The following is a 16,890-nucleotide window of genomic DNA, read 5'->3' as shown; positions in this document are numbered from 1 at the left end:
AAAAGTCCGGCGAAATAATTTTCCACCGAACTTTCTTCTGCACTTATATTTAAAATCCTTTTAAACTAATTTATTAAAATCTCATAGTAATCTTTATTTTAAAACTCTATTTTAACTTTAAATAAATCTCCATCAATATCTATCTCAAAGCTTGCTCCGTGAGCTCTCACAAAGGATGAGGCTATTGATAGTCCAAGTCCTGAACCTGATGTTGTCCTTGATTTTTCTCCACGAGTAAATCTTTCCATAAGTTCATCTGCGGAAATATTAAGTGGATACTTGGAGATATTTTTTATAGTTAGTTTAACTCCATCTTCTTCTGAAAGATCTACATAAACTCTTGAGTTTTCTAAGGCATACTTAGAAATATTTGAGAACAAGTTGTCTAAAACTCTTGAGAATTTTTGTCCATCAATATTAAGCATTACTTTATCTTCAGGAAGATCTGAAATTATTTCTAAATTCTTTTCTGCAATTTTGTCTTCCCACTCTCCTATTGACTGTTGAACAAGGGAATTGAAATCAAGTTCTTGCTTGTTAAGTTCTATATTATTTGATGTTGCCTTTGAAACTTCAAATAAATCTTCTATTAAGACTTTTAACTTGTTGGACTTTTCATTTATTATTCTTGCATATTCTTTTCTCTCTTCTTCTGAATTATTTTCTTTGGATAAGAGGTCAGAATAATTAATTATAGATGTCAATGGTGTCTTTAGGTCATGGCTCACATTTGTGATGAGTTCTGTCTTTAGTCTTTCAGATTTTACTGCATCTTCAATGGCAAGGTCTAAGTTTGAAGCAATATTGTTAAAATTGTCAATTATACCTTCATAAAGTCCGCCATTATTTTCTATGTTTTTCTTATAATTTCCCTTAACAATTTCACTGGACTCTCTTGAAATTTTTGCAACTTCATTTATATTTTTAAGGATGATTATATATATGAAGATTCCAAATAATATCATTGGAAATATTATCCCTTCAAGAGCAGAATAAAATATTGAAGCGAGAAATAGGAATAATAAAAATAGAACGAAGCAAATTCCAAAATAAACTATGGTAAATTTAATTTTTGCATCTTTAATATTTTTATTTTCTTCATCTATATTTGAAAATTCAGAAATAGCGCCAGTAAAAATTCTATAAATTAATGAATTTTTAACTAGATAATTTTCTGTATTCTTGTTAAATATGCTCTTCAAGATAATTACAAGGTAATTTACTGTTAGTGAAACAATTACAAGACCGATTAGATACAATAAATAGAAAACATACAAATTACTGTAGATTTGATTCATACCTGAAATTCCTGCACTAGAAACTACAAAAATTACAAATAGAATAATCACAAGTTCTATTGGAAGTTTGAAAACTTTTCTCAAGCTTTCGCTGCCGTCAACTTTTTCTATATTCATAAATATTCCAAGAAGTAGAGATAATATGGCAGAAATTATTACACTTACTCCAATTTGAAATATAACCTGTTCTCTAAATACATCTCTTTCGATATCTTTAAAAACTTCATCGTCTAATGATGTGTAATAAGCAAACTTTAGATTTTTAACATTATTATTACTATTTAATTTACTAAAGGTATCATTTAGAGCCCCCTTAAAAGACTTATCAATAAAATTGTAGTCACTATCCATAAGTCTTTGACTTTTTTGAACCTTATCAATCACTACACTATCATCAATTACCGAACCAGTAATTAAGAAGTCATTATTTCTTATTTCAATTTCTAGGGGATCAAATTCATTCTTTTCATACTCATTGGTTAAGTAAAAAGTTTTATATTCAGATTTTATTTCTGGTTGGTCTATCATCCCTTCATCCAAATAAAGTTTTGGGTCAAGTCCCTTTTCTTTTAGGGCATCTTTTTTCTTTTGAGCTTCAATTACTCCTCTATCTGTAACAACATTTCCATTTTTGTCAAAATATTTTAACTTATAAGACTTTATAGCATAGTTAAATTCTTTATAACTACTATAAAAATCATCATTGACATTTACTGACATATTTAGAGTGTTATAAATCCTATTTTCTGTCATAATTCTTTTATAAGATGAATCAGGATTCTTAGAAAAGAAATATGATCCTGCCAAAAGTGAAATAAGTGATATACCTAAAATTATTAAAGCATAATAGCTAAGTTTGTAAGAATTTTTTTTCATTATTTTCGCCTCAAATCTTCAAATTTATATCCAAGTCCCCACTGCACCTTTAAGTACATTGGCTTCTTTGGATTTACTTCGATTTTTTCTCTTATTCGCCTAATGTGAACTGTAACAGTCTTTGCCTCCATGGCTGGTTCATTCCACACGCTTTCGTAAATTTCTTCAATAGAAAAAACTCTATTTGGATTTCTCATGAGTAATTCTAAAATTTTAAACTCAATAGATGTTAGGGCAACTGGCTTATCTTCAACATAGGCAATTTTTTGAGATAAATCTAGTTTAATGCTGCCTATTTCAATAAAGTTTCTGTCGTTTTTTAAATCATAGGCATAAAATCTTCTCAAATTGCTCTTTACTCGAGCAATAAGCTCCATTGGATTGAAGGGCTTTTGAATATAATCGTCAGCACCAATATTGAGTCCAAAAATTTTGTCTGTGTCCTCTGATTTAGCAGATAAAATAATTATTGGGACTACAGAAATTTCTCTAAGTTTAATAATAGCTTCTTCGCCAGATAATTTTGGCATCATGAGGTCCATTATTATTAGGTCAATTTTTTCATTTTTAAAAATTTCTAGGGCTTCAAGTCCATCATAGGCGTAAAAAATATTAAAATTTTCATTTTTTAGATAAATTCCAATTGACCTTGCAATTTCCTTGTCATCCTCAGCAATTAAAATATTGTATTTATCCATTACATCCCTCCTCTGCCATTATAATAGCAAATAATAATTACAAAAAACTGAACAAAATTCTTACAAATTTCTTAAATAATACTTTATCAAAATTATTGGGAAATTAATATACAAAAAGTATTTTGTCCTATAAATATTTTTCCTTTTATATTATTGTTACTTACATTTTTGTGTGCTAAAATCAGTTTGTTATAATTATATTAAAAAAAGGAGTTTATTGTGAAGGAATACTATGGAATGAAACTTGAATACGAAGTTAATGATAAGCCAAACTTTTTAAAATCCTCCCTACTTGGATTTCAAAATATTTTGACTGCCTTTAGTGGGATTATAGCCGTACCACTTAGTATTGCAGCTATAGCAGGCACAAATGTTGCCGAGACTTCTGTGCTTATCTCTGCTGCTCTACTTGCCTCTGGTATCTGTTCTTTTATCCAAACTAAGGGAATCTTTAAGGGCAATGCAAAGGTTGGTATTGGTCTTCCAACAATTATGGGAACTGACTTTGGCTTTGTGCCACCTGCCAATGCTGTTATAAATACTATGGGTGGTGGTCTTGCTGGTTATTTTGGTGCAACTATAATGGGTGCCCTTTTAGAATTGATTTTAAGCTTTTTTATTAAGCCCCTTCTTAAATTTTTCCCAGAAGTTGTAACAGGAACTGTTATTACCCTAATTGGAATTACAATGATGCCCGTTGCCTTTGACTGGGTTGGAGGAGGTTATGGTGCAGAAAATTATGGGGACCCACTCTTTATTGGGATTGCTGTCTTTACCTTCATCTTGATAATTTTTATAAATCACTATGGCAGAGGTTTTGTAACAACAGCTTCTGTTTTTATAGCCATGATTATTTCCTACATTATTTGTATTCCACTAAATCTTGTAGATTTTTCACAAGTTACAGCTGCTCCTTGGGTAAAAATCCCAGAACTATTTCCCTTTGGAGTTAAATTTGATTTAAAATTTGTAGTTCCCTTTATTGCAGGCTATCTTGTCACAATAATAGAAACTGTTGGAGTTATGAAAACTTTGGGGACAGTATGTGAAGTTGACTTATCTGATGGCGATATTGCAAGTGGCGTTAGAGCTGATGCCATTGGGTCAATGCTTTCTCCAGTTTTTGGTTCAGGTGCAGCTCAAACCTTTAGCCAAAATGTTGGTCTTATTCCACTTACTAAGTGTGCATCAAAAAAAGTTGCTCTTTTTTCTTCATTCATTTTAATAATAATGAGTTTGTGTCCTAAATTTGCAACTTTAGTTTCTATTATGCCTACACCAATTCTTGGTGGTGCAGGAATTCTTATGTTTGGTACAATTATAGGCTCTGGTATGCAAGCTCTTAGCAAGGCAAAATTTTCTACAAAAAATATTATGATAATCGCTGGTGGCATTGGCGTTGGAATTGGAATAACAATGAGACCTGATATAGTTTCAAAACTTCCAAGCTTATTAGCCGCACTTTTCTCATCTGGTATTTCTGGTGGAACTATTGTGGCAGTAATTTTAAATATATTGCTTGTAGACAAAGAATATTGAATATTTTTGAAAATATGAATTATAGTGTGAGATTGATTTTTTATCTTGCACTATTTTTTTGAAAAAATTTTCTTAAATCATCTACTGTGATATAATGATAAAAGAAATTCTCTTTTGAAAGGATAATTACATGAAGGATTTTTTGACAAGACCAGCTTGGATTGAGATAGACCTTGACAAATTTGAAAATAATATGAAAGTCATAAAAAATAAAATTACTACTGGTACTGAAATTATGAGCGTTGTTAAGAGTGATGCTTATAGGCTCGGAGCTATTCCCCTATCTTATGTTTCAAATGAACTGGGAATAAAATTTTATGCAGTGGCAACTTTAGAAGAAGCTTTAAGACTTAAAAAGGAATTTCCAGATGCTAATATTTTAATTCTTGGCTACACACCTGCCCATCTCTTTGAAGATGCGATAAAAAATGAAATTACCTTAACGATTTTTAGCCTTGAAGATGCAATTTCATTAGAAGAAAAAGCAAGAGAAATTGGCAAAAAAGCTAAAATTCATCTTGCAGTTGACAGTGGAATGTCACGAATTGGTTTTATTCCAAGTGAAAATTCCTTAAATGAAGTGACAAAAATATTTGAATTAGAAAATGTATATGTAGAAGGAATTTTTTCTCACTTCGCAGCTTGTGAATCAGACCCAGAATTTACCAAAAAACAATTTGCTTCTTTTACAAATTTTATCAAAGAAATTGAAAATTGGGGCTATAATTTTAAGTACAAACATATAGCAAACTCTTCCTCTGTTTTATACTACAGAGAATATGATTTAGATATAGTTAGACCTGGAATTATTCAGTTTGGCTATACAGACAGCAAAAAAATGCCTGAAGAATTTGGATTAAAGGAGATTCTTTCAATTAAGGCGCAAATTGCTTCTATAAGAGAAGTTAAATCTGGCGAGACCGTTGGCTATGAAAGATTCTATAAGTGCGACAAAGATACAAAAGTTGTCACTCTTCCCCTTGGCTATGCCGATGCCTTTCCAAGAATTTTGTCAGAAAAAATTGAGGTTCTAATAGGTGGAAAGAGATGTAAGCAAATTGGCTTAATCTGTATGGACCAAATGATGGTCGATGCAAGTGGAGTTAATTGTGAAGTTGGAGATGAGGTTGTATTAATTGGTAGACAAGGCAATGAAGAGATAAGAATTAGAGATATTTGTCAATTCTCTGGCGACTGTGAAACTTCCTTTATTACTCATTTTAACAGAAGACTTCCAAAATATTATTATAGACATGGTAAACTTGTACATGTAAGCAGTATGAACTAAAAATCTTAAAATCAAAATAACCCCTAAGTCTCTATTTGAGATTTAGGGGTTTTCTGCATAAAAAGAGAGCACATGGCTCTCTCAATCTTATTCTTCTTCAGTTACCTCTTCTGTAGGTTTTTCAACCTCTTCTGAATCTAGCTTTTCTTTTACTGCATAATATTCTTTAAATATTACATCTTCTAATTCTTTTCTTGCTTCGGCATTAATTGGATGAGCAATGTCTCTGTATTCTCCGTTTGAAAGTCTTCTGCTTGGCATTGCTAAAAATAATGATTCATTTCCTTCTATTATTTTTATATCGTGAAGCACAAATTCGTTGTTAAAGGTTACAGATACTATTGCTTTAAGTTTTCCTTCAGTTGGTAATTTGCGAAGTCTCACATCTGTTATGTTCATACAAGTATCATCCTCTCTTTCTTTATCATATTATAGCATAACTTCAGTGCATAATAAATAACATAATTAAATATTTTCACATATTTTAATTAAGAGCTCTATTATTATTTATTTCTTAATAAAATTTTGTGATATAATTATAAAGAATTGGAGGAAGTAAATTGTTTGAAATTAATATAGATGATAGTAAGTATAAAAATATATTTTTTATAGGAATTGGCGGCATTAGTATGTCTGCTCTTGCTGAACTTATGCTTTACAAGGGTTACAATGTATATGGCAGCGACAGAAGTCATTCCATTAATACAGATAAATTAGAAAAAAATGGTGCTACAATTTTTTACGAGCACAAGAAAGAGCATATAAAAAATATGGACCTTGTAATTTTTACAGATGCCATTTCCTTTGATAATGAAGAATATACAGAGGCAGTCAAAGAAAAAATTGACTTAGTTGATAGAGCAACTTTTTTGGGTGCAATTATGAAAAATTACAAAAAATCAATTGCAGTTTCAGGAACACATGGCAAAACTACTACAACTTCTATGATTACAGAAGTCATTAAGGACCTTGACGATAATCCGACTATTATGCTGGGTGGTCAACTAAAGGATATTGACGGCAATATTAAAATTGGGGATGAAAAATTATTTTTGACAGAAGCCTGCGAATATAAGGCAAATATTTTAAAATATTTCCCAACTACAGAGATAATCTTAAATATTGACGAAGATCACCTAGATTATTTTGACAACATAGACCATATAATTAGAACTTTTAAAGGCTATATTGACAATCTAAATAAAGATGCTTATGTCATTTTAAATGTTGACGATGAAAATGTGAAAACACTATTCCCAATTGATAATTGTAAGGTATTTACATTTGGAATAAAAAATGATGCAGATTTAATGGCAAAAAATATTGATTTCTCTGAAGATGGTTTCCCAACTTATGATTTATATTTAAAAGGGAAAAAAATAAATTATGTTGAACTTTCAGTCCTTGGAAGACACAACGTATTAAATTCTCTTGCCGCAATTGCTGCAACTTATGTTAACAATATACCAATAGAAGATGCAATTACTGGACTTAAATATTATAAAGGCGTAGAAAGAAGACTTGAAGAAAAAGGTTATTATAAGGGCACAAAGGTCATGGATGACTATGCCCATCATCCAACTGAAATAAAATCATCAATTCACGCAATCAAAAAAGCTTGCAAGGGAAAACTTTACACAGTTTTCCAACCTCACACATTTACAAGGACGAAGCTTCTGCTAGATGCTTTCGCCAACTCCTTTAACGAATCAGACGTAATAATAATAACTGATATTTACGCTGCTCGCGAAAAAGATTATGGCGATATTCACTCTAAAACTTTAAGAGATGCAATCTCAGAGCACAGAGACAATGCTTTTTACATTTCTGGATTTGAAGATATTGTAAAATTTATAAAAGAAAACATCAAAAAGGATGATATACTTGTCACTATGGGTGCTGGCGATGTATATAAAATTGGCGAAATGATTTTAGAAAAATAAATCTTTTCATTCTCCTTTTATTTTCATTTGGAACTCACTAGAGTTCCTTTTTTTGTTGCACTTAGATTATAAATTCAAGCAAAAAAAATCTCCCTAAGGAGATTTTTTAATTGAAGCTAGCTATATTATTGTTTTGAGAAATATTTGTAGGTGTATTAACACTTTCTTTATTATTTTTATTATCTTCAACAGAATTATTTACTAAATTATTATTTACATTTTGGGGTTTATTTTTATTATTTGAATTAGTTTTTTTATTCAAATTATTTTCTCTCTTTTGTGTATTATTATTTTCTGAATTTTTACCATCAATATTATTAGTCAATTCGCTACTCTTTGTAGAATTCTTATCTTCAAAAGATGAAATTTCAATTTCGCGAGTTTCATTAATATAATTTACTAGCATATCTAAATTTTCTGCAATAAATCTAATTGGCACATAAGTCCTGTCTCCTTTGATTATAGCAGCTTGATCAATATTTACATCTTTTCCATCAATCTTAATAGTTTTTGAGTCAATAGGAAGTTCAATAGTTTTTCCCTTGCTATTTACTGTAACAAGCCTACTTTCTCCATCCCAATTTACTTCTCCACCAATTGCTTCAACTATAAATCTAAGAGGTACTAAAGTTCTGTCATTATTTATAAATGGCTTTGCATCCATTTTTTTAGCTTGGCCATTTATTGTGTAATTTACATCATTAATTTTCATCTTAATTAGCTTTGTGTTTTCATCATAAAGTGATAGAGTTGAAGTCTTGTCGCCAATTTTTGCAATTATCTTTGGATTTTTTCCATAGTCTTGAATGTTAATATTAAAATTATTTGGATCTACACTAGCTGTCAAATCCTCAAAGGAATAATTTATAACTCTTGGAGAAATTTTTACTTTTCTGCCATTATACTCTCCTCTTGCATCAAGCTTTAAGCTCATTCCTCTTTTTATAATGTTATTTTTAGCTGAAATATTAAATTTACTATAAGCTGACAAATCTGCTACATTAATTTCTTTATTAAGGCTTTCTCCCTTATTTGTTGTCACTTGCAAGTTGTATTTTCCAGGTGTCATAGCTAGATAAGTTAGACCATTTAAAATATTTGCACCATTAGAATTTTCAACTAAGGTATAAGTTCTATCTTTTATGTCAATTGGATTTAAAAATTCATCCCAAGCTGATTTTAATTTTAAGTCAAGCTGTTCGCCCACAATAGTGTTTAAATCACTTTCGAATTTTACATCAGAAATTACTCCTGTATTAGTAGTCGTATTAAAGACTCCAAGTCCATTTACTACTTTCCTTTCAGAGCCATTCTTTTCAGGGTCTGTAACTCTTGTTCTCTTTAAATCTCCTAAATTTCTAACAGCCATGGCAGTTGAGCCACCGCCGTCTAAATTCATCGCTTTATAGGCACCAAGGTCCAACATGAATTGTGATAAGTCATTAAGGCTAAGTCCAGCAGACCTATTTGTTCTACCTTCAGCAGTAACAATGTAGACAGTTTTTCCATCTTGACTTATTCCAACAGCAGTTCTCGCTCTTACACCGCCAATTGAATTTACATCTTTGGTGTATTTTTTTATTTGTCCATTTTCAACAAGTAGTGCGTGTCCACCAATCATCATCTTCCAGTTTCTATTTGGCTCAATGTTTGTTTTTATTTCTAATTTGTCTCCAACCTTAACATTTTCACGCATAAATTTTTCTGAGCCGCCACTAACTTGTAGAATTTTCTTTCCTTCAGGAATTTTCATGTCAATATTTTTTCTGTAAACAATTTGCTCAACTACATTATCTTCTGATAAAAGAACTTCCCCAGCAGTTTTATCTCCCCTAGACTTTGATGACCAAAAGGAATTATACATTTGAATTTTTGATTCATGAGAATATTCCTTAGACGGTTGGTACCAATAATAAGTTTTATTTAGACCATCAATTGGATAGGATTTTCCATTTGGAGCAGTAACACTACCAACAAATTTTGTACTGTCAATAAAAGCAGTATTGTTTTCATCAATTCCAAAAGACCAAATGTCAGTTAAAACTGCAGGAGAAGATTTCATATCTCCATCAATAATTGATGCACCTAGAGGAACGCCCTGAAGCTGCATTGTAAAGAAATCTCCGTTTACAAGTGCAACAGCATTAGTTCTATCTGCCATTTGAGACACAGTTGCCTTATTAGTATAAGTATCTCCACCTGCAACAGTATTAATTTTTATATGTGGATTGTTTAAATCTACTGTAACTACATTTGTCCTTGCATTATTTTTATCTTTAGTGACTTCATATTTATATCTCACAACACCAGGAGCAATTGGCTCCTTAAATAATAATTTATTTGCTGCAAATACATTTGAAGTAATAGTCATTAAAAATAAAACCATTACAAGACTAATTCTTTTTCTATTCATTTTATCAACCTCGCTTACATAAAAAGTATAAAGGAATAAAAGAATTTTCTCAAAGAATTTTTTAATTTGTAACAAAAACTTAATGATAAAGTTAACTTTTTATAAAATTTTTTCATATCTTTTAAAATAGTGTTACCAATATTTTCAATCTAAAAATTTTACTTACTAAAAAACTCTGTCAGTGACAGAGTTTTTAAAATTTAATATTTAAGTTTAGCAAAAATCATTTTACCTGCTGCAGTTTGAAGTGCACTTGTAACAACAACATACACACTTTCTCCAATATAGTCTTTTCCATTTTCAACAACAATCATAGTTCCATCGTCTAAATATCCAAGTCCTTGATTTTGCTCTTTTCCTTCTTTTACAATTAAAATTTTCATTTCTTCGCCTGGAAGATAAAGTGGCTTAACTGCATTTGCAAGTTCATTGACATTTAAAACATCTAAATTTTGAACCTTGGCTACTTTGTTTAAATTGTAGTCGTTAGTTACTACTTTTCCACCTAAATCACTTGCTAATTTTAAAAGTTTTGAATCAACTTCAGGAATCTCTTCGATTTTTCCCTTATAAATTATTACTTCTACACTTTTTAGCTCTTGTATTCCCGCAACAGTATCAAGACCTCTCCTACCACGATTTCTCTTCAAAGCGTCGGCAGAGTCGGCAATATGTTGTAGTTCTTCTAATACAAAAACTGGAACTACTAATGGTCCTTCTATAAAACCAATTTTTACAATGTCTAATATTCTCCCGTCTATAATAACTGAAGTATCTAATATCTTTGGAATGCCTTCTCGAATTTTAATATTCTCTTTTGGCTTGTTTGTTCTTCTAGTAGCCAAAAAAGTTAAATCTTTTATTTTTTCTGAAAATGTGTCTTTGTTTGACATTCCAATATTTAAACCTAAATAACCAAGCATTCCATAAAGTAATATTGAAATTACTGAACCTACATAGGGAATTGGAATCTTGTAAATAGGTTGTGAAATTAAAAATGCTATTATGAGACCAAGAATAAGTCCAACTGCACCAAGTATTACCTCTGTAAAAGATTTTGTTTGGATTTGTCTTTCCCAAAAAGCCAAAAGATCTTCCAAAGCCTTAAACGCCTTTGGCGAAAGTATAAAAAATATAAGTGCAAATAAAAGTATTATAATGACAGATATAACTGTCACAACTTTTGGGCTTCCAATACCTTTTACAAATTTCATGTCTGATAAAAGAGACACGATAAAAATACCGAATAGTGCACCTATTAAAGTAAATAGCACCTTAAAAATTTTGGACACAATTTTTCGGTTCTTGCTAATAAAAATCCCTCCTTATCCAAATATGGCATCATCAATTAATTTTGCAATTTCTTCCACTTTTTTATCAAAAACAAGAGCCATCTCTGAAACTATGATTTGTCTTGCTTCTGTCAATATTTTCCTCTCTCCTGTTGAAAGAGATTTTTCTCTGTCTAAATTTTCTAGACATTTCACTACATCAGCGATTTCTGTTAAATCACCAGATTTTATTTTATCTAAATTAAATCTATATCTTCTATTCCAATTTTTTGGCATAGTAATTTCCTTATCAGAAGAAAGCTCCTCTAGTACATTTTCCATTGTCTTTGCGTCAGATATTTTTCTAACACCAACTTCTTCTGCGTTCTTGACTGGTACCATGACTTTGAGTTCATTTATAGGTAATCTCATTATGTAGTATTTGTGAACATTACCAAGGATTTCTCTTTCCTCTATTGCAATAATCTCGCCTGCTCCGTGCATAGGATATACAATTTTATCGCCAATATTAAACATATTTTACCTCCTATTATCCCTATTATTAGTATAGCAGAGAACCTTAAAAAAGTAAAACTATTTAATATATCATAGTTTATTATATTATGCAAAGATTTTTTTCTTTTTTAATTTAATTAAAATAATAAACTTATTATAAGTCTTTATTGTGATAAATAATAAATCTTTATGTGAAAATTTTTATCACTATAATTATAAAACCCCCTAATCCTTAAACAAATTAGGGGGATAAAATATTTTAATTTACATTATAAAACTTTTAAGTTTATCTCTTGTTAGTTCTTCTCCAAATATTCATTTTTTCAGCTTCTTTTATTAAGTCTTCTCTAAATTCTGGTGCAGCAAGGTTGATTATTCCTTCTGCTCTTTGCCATGTTGACATACCCTTACAATTGAATTTACCATATTCTGTAACAATCCAATGAGTATTTGGTCTTGCTGCTGTAATTGCAGAGAAAGTTTCAAAATTAGGAACTATTCTTGATTCTTCCTTTCCTGTCTTTTTATTCATAAATTTTGAAGATAGACAGATAAAAGATTTTCCACCCTTAGATAGATAAGCTCCAAGTACAAAGTCAAGTTGTCCACCTGCTCCTGATATGTGTTTTGCTCCTGAAGATTCTGAACTTACTTGTCCATATAAATCAACATTTACTGCATTATTAATTGAAACAAAATTATCTATTTGTGCTATTACTCTTGCATCATTAGTATAGGAAACAGGTGCAGCCATAGTATCAGCATTGAAATTCAAATATTCATACATTTCTTTTGATCCTGCAGCAAATCCATAAACTTGTCTAAATCTATCAATATTTTTCTTCGCTCCAGTGATTTTACCCTTCTTAGCCATATCAACGAAAGCATCTACATACATTTCAGTATGCACGCCAAGATCCTTTAAGTCAGAATCTGCAATTAGAGAGCCCACTGCATTTGGCATGCCACCAATTCCTAGTTGAAGAGTTGCTCCATTAGGGATTTCTTCTACAATTAATTCTGCAACTTTTTTATCCACATCTCCAAAGCTTCCCTTTGGTAGTGTAGCTATTTCAGGATTTTCTCCTTCAATTATATAATCAACATCTTTAATATTGATTTCGTGTTCAAATCCACCAAGACAAGTTGGCATATTTTTATTTATTTCAATAATTACTTTGTCTGCAACTTCTGTAACAGCCCTAAGGTGTGATGCATTAAGACCAAAATTGAAATTTCCATGTCTATCCATTGGAGGAGTAACAATTAATGCTATATCAACTTTACAGTTTTCTCTATACCATCTTGGAAGTTCAGAATATCTAAGTGGAGCATAAAAACCACCAGGAGTTTTATTAATTCTTCCTCTATCTGGTCCACCAGAGTGCCAAGAATTCCAAACAACCTTTTCTCCTTCTGGGTCTTTCTTAAATACTTCTGGTTCCCAAAGAAGTACACCACCTCTTAAATAAATTTCGTTTAATTCATCAAGTCTATTTGCAAGAGCCTTATCGAAAGCAACAGGTGTACTTCCTGCCCAAGCATAATCAATCCACATATTATCCTTTACCATAGCTGCCGCTTCTTTAGCTGAGATTAATTTTTTTTGATATTCTTTAGAATAATCCATATTTCCTCCTTAAATTATAAATAATCCTTATAAAAAGTATGAGTTCTTAAAAATTTAATGTAATTTAAAAATTCTTCCATTATAATTTCACTTTTTTCCTCATTAGTCTCAATGACTATTTTGTTTTTACCCCTTAAATCAAAAATATATGCAGCTTTTACTTTAACTTTATATAATTTTTCATAAATTGCTGAATAAAGTATTAATTGATTCTCATAAGAGTCTTTTATATGATTTATATCCATGTCAGATGTCTTTAAGTCTACAATATAATACTCGCCATCAATTTTTATTACTTGATCAATAAAACCCTTTACCAAAAAACCGTCTAAATCATAATAAAATAATAATTCTTTATCGACTATATTATCTTCTTCCATTTCAAGATAGTTGAGGGCTAGTTCTCTAGCAATATTTAATTTCTTTTCATCTACTTCTTCTTCATAATAATTAAAAATATCTTTAAGATATTTATCAATATTATTTTTATTAACATCTTTATTGCTATGAATTTGTGCAAATAAATGGACTATACTTCCAAGTGTTTTTGCATCCATAACCTGCTCTTTACCATGACCCATTGTGTATTCATCAATTCCCAAGAAATATTTTCTATAAAAATCTCTTGGACTTCTCTTATAATTAATAAAATCTGTAACTGTATAATATTCTCTAATTCTATTTTCAAAATTAAATTGAAAATCAATAGAAGAATATTTTTTCTTGGGAACTTCTTTTTTTATTAAATTTGAAAATTCATACTCTTTGATTTTTACTTCATCACTTAGTAAAGCAAAATAGGAGTCACTTTTGAACTTATCAAAATTTCCAAAGAGAATAAGCTCTTTCTTTGCCCTAGTCATAGCGACATATAAGACTCTTTTTTCTTCTTCCCTATCTACAGCTCTTAGTTTCTCATTGATAGTTCTATACCTGTAGTCAGAATAATCAGATTTTATTCCAAGACCAAATTTACTGTCCACTATAACTTTTCTATTTTGACCTAATTTTTTACCTTTATCCATGTGAGAAATTATAACAGCGTCAAACTCAAGACCCTTTGACTTATGAATCGTAAGTAAATTTATTCCATCTTCTAAGTCTTCAAAGTTCAAAGACAAAATAAATTTTTCAAAACTTCTGTAGTCCTTTGAGTTTTTTTTCAAATAATCTCTCGCTAATTCTTTAAACTTATATAAATACTCCCAATCACTTTTTTTAAGAGTATTAATTTGATAAAAATAACTCATAATTTCTTCTATCATTTCATCAAAAATAAGAACTTTCGATTTTTCTTTCAATTCAAGTAAAAAATTTATAAAATTATTTATATTTTCATCTTTTGTTTTAAATTTAAACAAGTCACATAAATTGTCAACTCCCATATTTAAAACTTTAATTAAATCCTCAAAATTAAAGTTCAAAATTGGGGAATTAAAAAGAGATAATGTGTTTAAAAAATCTATGGGACTATAAATTGTAGATAAAATATTTTTTGTTACTTTTAAAACTTCAATTTCCCCTAAGTTTCTCTCGCCTTTATTAAAAGAAATATTTTTAAGTGATAGAATTCTACTTATTTCATCAATTTGAGCATTACTCCTAGATAAAATTGCAATTTCCTTGGCCTCATATCTTTTAAGTAAGTCCTCTACGACATCAGCTAATTCATTATTTTCCACTGTATTATAAAGATATACATCTCCGCTGCTTTCATAGTCAAATTCCATATCTTCATAAGAATCAATTAAATTTGAAAAAGTAGAGTTTATAAACCTTATAATTTTTCCGTCACTTCTATAATTTTTATTCATCAAAAGTGAAATCCCACGGCTTTTTATTTTGTCTGAAAAACTAAAGTAAGAGTTAAGGTCTGTCCCCCTAAAGGCATAAATTGACTGTTTTGGGTCTCCGACAATAAATAAATTTGAATTTTCAAAAGTGTTTATTATTTCATTTTGAATTTCATTGGTATCTTGATATTCATCAACAAGAATATGTGTGTATCTATTTTTTAAAATTCCCCTTAATTTTTCATTTCTTAAAATTTTGTGAGTATATGAGATTATATCGTCATAATCAAGGGCATTAAGCTCCCTTTTTTCTCTTGAATAATTCTTATTTATTTCTTGCAATATTTTAATTATAATTTCATAGTATTCTTTATTTTTTATTTCTAAATTCTTTTTTAAGTCCTCAATTACATCTATAATATTTTCTATTTTATCATTATATTTTTTTGATGTTCCAAGACTTGACTCAATTTCATTTAATCTTTCAAGCTCATAAATTTCCTTGTTTTTTATTTCTTCAATATTTTCATCGTAAAAAGCCCTAAACTTGGAACCACTAACTTGTCTAAAATCATCTAATAAAGAAATTAATTCTTTATATTCTTTACTGCTTTCACTAAAATCTAAACTTTTATGCAAAATATCACAAAAATCCAAATCTTTATTCCTAAAGTCCAAATAAAGTTCTAAAAAAACTTTTTTCTCTTCAAAAGGATTTGTATTAAAGTCAATTAAATATTTTTTAAATTTTTCATCCTCTAGACTATTTAAAGATAGTGATACAGCCTTATCTAATAACTCTATTTCTTTACTGTCATCTAAAATTGTGAAGTTTGGATTTATTCCCAGTTCATAAGCATAGTCCTTCACTATTTCAAGGGCAAAGGAATGAATAGTCATAATATTCAAATCTTTTTCTTCAAAGTCAATATTTTCATCTACTAACTCCTTAGAAATTCTTCCAAGCATTTCTTGTGCAGCTTTTTTTGTAAAAGTAATAGCCAAAATATTTTTTGGTTCCTTAAATTTTTTTACTATATTTATAAATCTTTTTGTTAAAACCCTAGTCTTACCTGTCCCTGCTCCTGCCATTAAAGTTACGTCTTTATCAATAGACGAAACTGCTTCAAGTTGGATTTTATTCAATTCCATAAAAACTCCATAAAAAAATCCCTATTTAGGGATTATTCAAATATTGTTTCTGTTAGAGACAATATAAATTTATTATCAACTTTATAGAAAATTTCAGTTCCATTTCTGTCGCTATTTAAAACTCCAGCTCTCTTTAATTTTCCAAGATGAGATGAAACAGTAGGTTGAGGAATATTAAACACTTCCTGTAAAGAGCCAACATTGCATGGGCCATTATCAATTAAATTTTTAATAATTTTAAGCCTAATTGGATGAGCCATTACTTTTAAAACTTCCGCTGTTTTTTCTAAATTCTCAATATTATGTTTCAATTTATACCTCCATGTATGTATTAGTTAATATTTATTTAGTAATTACTTTACTATAGTAAGATTATTTAATTTTCTTAAATTTGTCAATAGTTTTTGTATAATTAGGAATTATGCAAATATTTCCATTATGCTAAAATAACAAAAATTAATTGTATTTTATAA

12 protein-coding genes are annotated in these 16,890 nt (G+C 29.6%); 3 read left to right on the top strand and 9 right to left on the bottom strand.

All coding sequences use genetic code 11. The annotated features are described in order from the left end of the window. Positions 1 to 98: 98 nt before the first annotated feature. Positions 99 to 2,174 (bottom strand): sensor histidine kinase, encoded by a 2,076-nt coding sequence (locus tag PTSHG_RS01085; protein ID WP_019107084.1) that lies wholly within the window; start codon positions 2,172 to 2,174, stop codon positions 99 to 101. Then, complete coding sequence (locus PTSHG_RS01080) at positions 2,174 to 2,872, bottom strand: response regulator transcription factor (RefSeq protein ID WP_019107083.1); 699 nt, start codon at positions 2,870 to 2,872, stop codon at positions 2,174 to 2,176. Before PTSHG_RS01080 ends, PTSHG_RS01085 begins: the two co-directional genes overlap by 1 nt. 219 nt (positions 2,873 to 3,091) lie before the next feature. Between PTSHG_RS01080 and PTSHG_RS01075 the strand changes: the two genes are divergently transcribed. Together PTSHG_RS01075 and alr are read left to right on the top strand one after the other, a co-directional pair. Further along, on the top strand, positions 3,092 to 4,411 hold the full coding sequence (locus PTSHG_RS01075) for a uracil-xanthine permease family protein (protein ID WP_019107082.1): 1,320 nt from the start codon (positions 3,092 to 3,094) through the stop codon (positions 4,409 to 4,411). 130 nt (positions 4,412 to 4,541) lie between these two features. Then, complete coding sequence (alr, locus tag PTSHG_RS01070) at positions 4,542 to 5,699, top strand: alanine racemase (protein WP_019107081.1); 1,158 nt, start codon at positions 4,542 to 4,544, stop codon at positions 5,697 to 5,699. A gap of 87 nt (positions 5,700 to 5,786) precedes the next feature. On the opposite strand, the gene spoVG is transcribed toward alr, so the two are convergent. Then, a complete protein-coding gene (gene spoVG, locus PTSHG_RS01065; protein WP_019107080.1) occupies positions 5,787 to 6,098 on the bottom strand; it encodes a septation regulator SpoVG in 312 nt (103 codons plus the stop codon). Between the two features lie 161 nt (positions 6,099 to 6,259). On the opposite strand from spoVG, the gene murC reads away from it, so the two are divergent. Further along, positions 6,260 to 7,642 (top strand): UDP-N-acetylmuramate--L-alanine ligase, encoded by a 1,383-nt coding sequence (murC, locus tag PTSHG_RS01060; RefSeq protein WP_019107079.1) that lies wholly within the window; start codon positions 6,260 to 6,262, stop codon positions 7,640 to 7,642. Between the two features lie 106 nt (positions 7,643 to 7,748). Here murC and PTSHG_RS01055 read toward each other — a convergent pair whose 3' ends face one another. The 6 genes from PTSHG_RS01055 to PTSHG_RS01030 form a co-directional block, all read right to left on the bottom strand. Continuing rightward, the gene (locus PTSHG_RS01055) at positions 7,749 to 10,055 is read right to left on the bottom strand and encodes a stalk domain-containing protein (RefSeq protein ID WP_019107078.1); all 2,307 of its coding nucleotides are present in this window, start codon (positions 10,053 to 10,055) and stop codon (positions 7,749 to 7,751) included. A gap of 200 nt (positions 10,056 to 10,255) precedes the next feature. Further along, the gene (locus tag PTSHG_RS01050) at positions 10,256 to 11,347 is read right to left on the bottom strand and encodes a PIN/TRAM domain-containing protein (protein WP_019107077.1); all 1,092 of its coding nucleotides are present in this window, start codon (positions 11,345 to 11,347) and stop codon (positions 10,256 to 10,258) included. A gap of 33 nt (positions 11,348 to 11,380) precedes the next feature. Next, on the bottom strand, positions 11,381 to 11,863 hold the full coding sequence (locus PTSHG_RS01045; RefSeq protein ID WP_019107076.1) for a CarD family transcriptional regulator: 483 nt from the start codon (positions 11,861 to 11,863) through the stop codon (positions 11,381 to 11,383). Positions 11,864 to 12,128: 265 nt separating this feature from the next. After that, positions 12,129 to 13,472 (bottom strand): butyryl-CoA:acetate CoA-transferase, encoded by a 1,344-nt coding sequence (locus PTSHG_RS01040; protein ID WP_019107075.1) that lies wholly within the window; start codon positions 13,470 to 13,472, stop codon positions 12,129 to 12,131. Between the two features lie 14 nt (positions 13,473 to 13,486). Continuing rightward, positions 13,487 to 16,417 (bottom strand): UvrD-helicase domain-containing protein, encoded by a 2,931-nt coding sequence (locus tag PTSHG_RS01035; protein ID WP_019107074.1) that lies wholly within the window; start codon positions 16,415 to 16,417, stop codon positions 13,487 to 13,489. Positions 16,418 to 16,449: 32 nt separating this feature from the next. Beyond that, a complete protein-coding gene (locus PTSHG_RS01030; protein WP_019107073.1) occupies positions 16,450 to 16,728 on the bottom strand; it encodes an ArsR/SmtB family transcription factor in 279 nt (92 codons plus the stop codon). Positions 16,729 to 16,890: the final 162 nt, after the last annotated feature.

The organism is Peptoniphilus senegalensis JC140 (genome assembly GCF_000321025.1).
Classification (GTDB): Bacteria; Bacillota; Clostridia; order Tissierellales; family Peptoniphilaceae; genus Peptoniphilus_A; species Peptoniphilus_A senegalensis.
Note: the sequence above shows the minus strand (reverse complement) of the source record. Positions and strands in the feature narration are given on the sequence as shown.

Coding starts and splice junctions, on each gene's coding strand:
- PTSHG_RS01085 (WP_019107084.1), bottom strand. CDS start 2,174: ATGAAAAAAAATTCTTACAAACTTAGCTATTATGCTTTAATAATTTTA.
- PTSHG_RS01080 (WP_019107083.1), bottom strand. CDS start 2,872: ATGGATAAATACAATATTTTAATTGCTGAGGATGACAAGGAAATTGCA.
- alr (WP_019107081.1), top strand. CDS start 4,542: ATGAAGGATTTTTTGACAAGACCAGCTTGGATTGAGATAGACCTTGAC.
- spoVG (WP_019107080.1), bottom strand. CDS start 6,098: ATGAACATAACAGATGTGAGACTTCGCAAATTACCAACTGAAGGAAAA.
- PTSHG_RS01055 (WP_019107078.1), bottom strand. CDS start 10,055: ATGAATAGAAAAAGAATTAGTCTTGTAATGGTTTTATTTTTAATGACT.
- PTSHG_RS01045 (WP_019107076.1), bottom strand. CDS start 11,863: ATGTTTAATATTGGCGATAAAATTGTATATCCTATGCACGGAGCAGGC.
- PTSHG_RS01040 (WP_019107075.1), bottom strand. CDS start 13,472: ATGGATTATTCTAAAGAATATCAAAAAAAATTAATCTCAGCTAAAGAA.
- PTSHG_RS01035 (WP_019107074.1), bottom strand. CDS start 16,417: ATGGAATTGAATAAAATCCAACTTGAAGCAGTTTCGTCTATTGATAAA.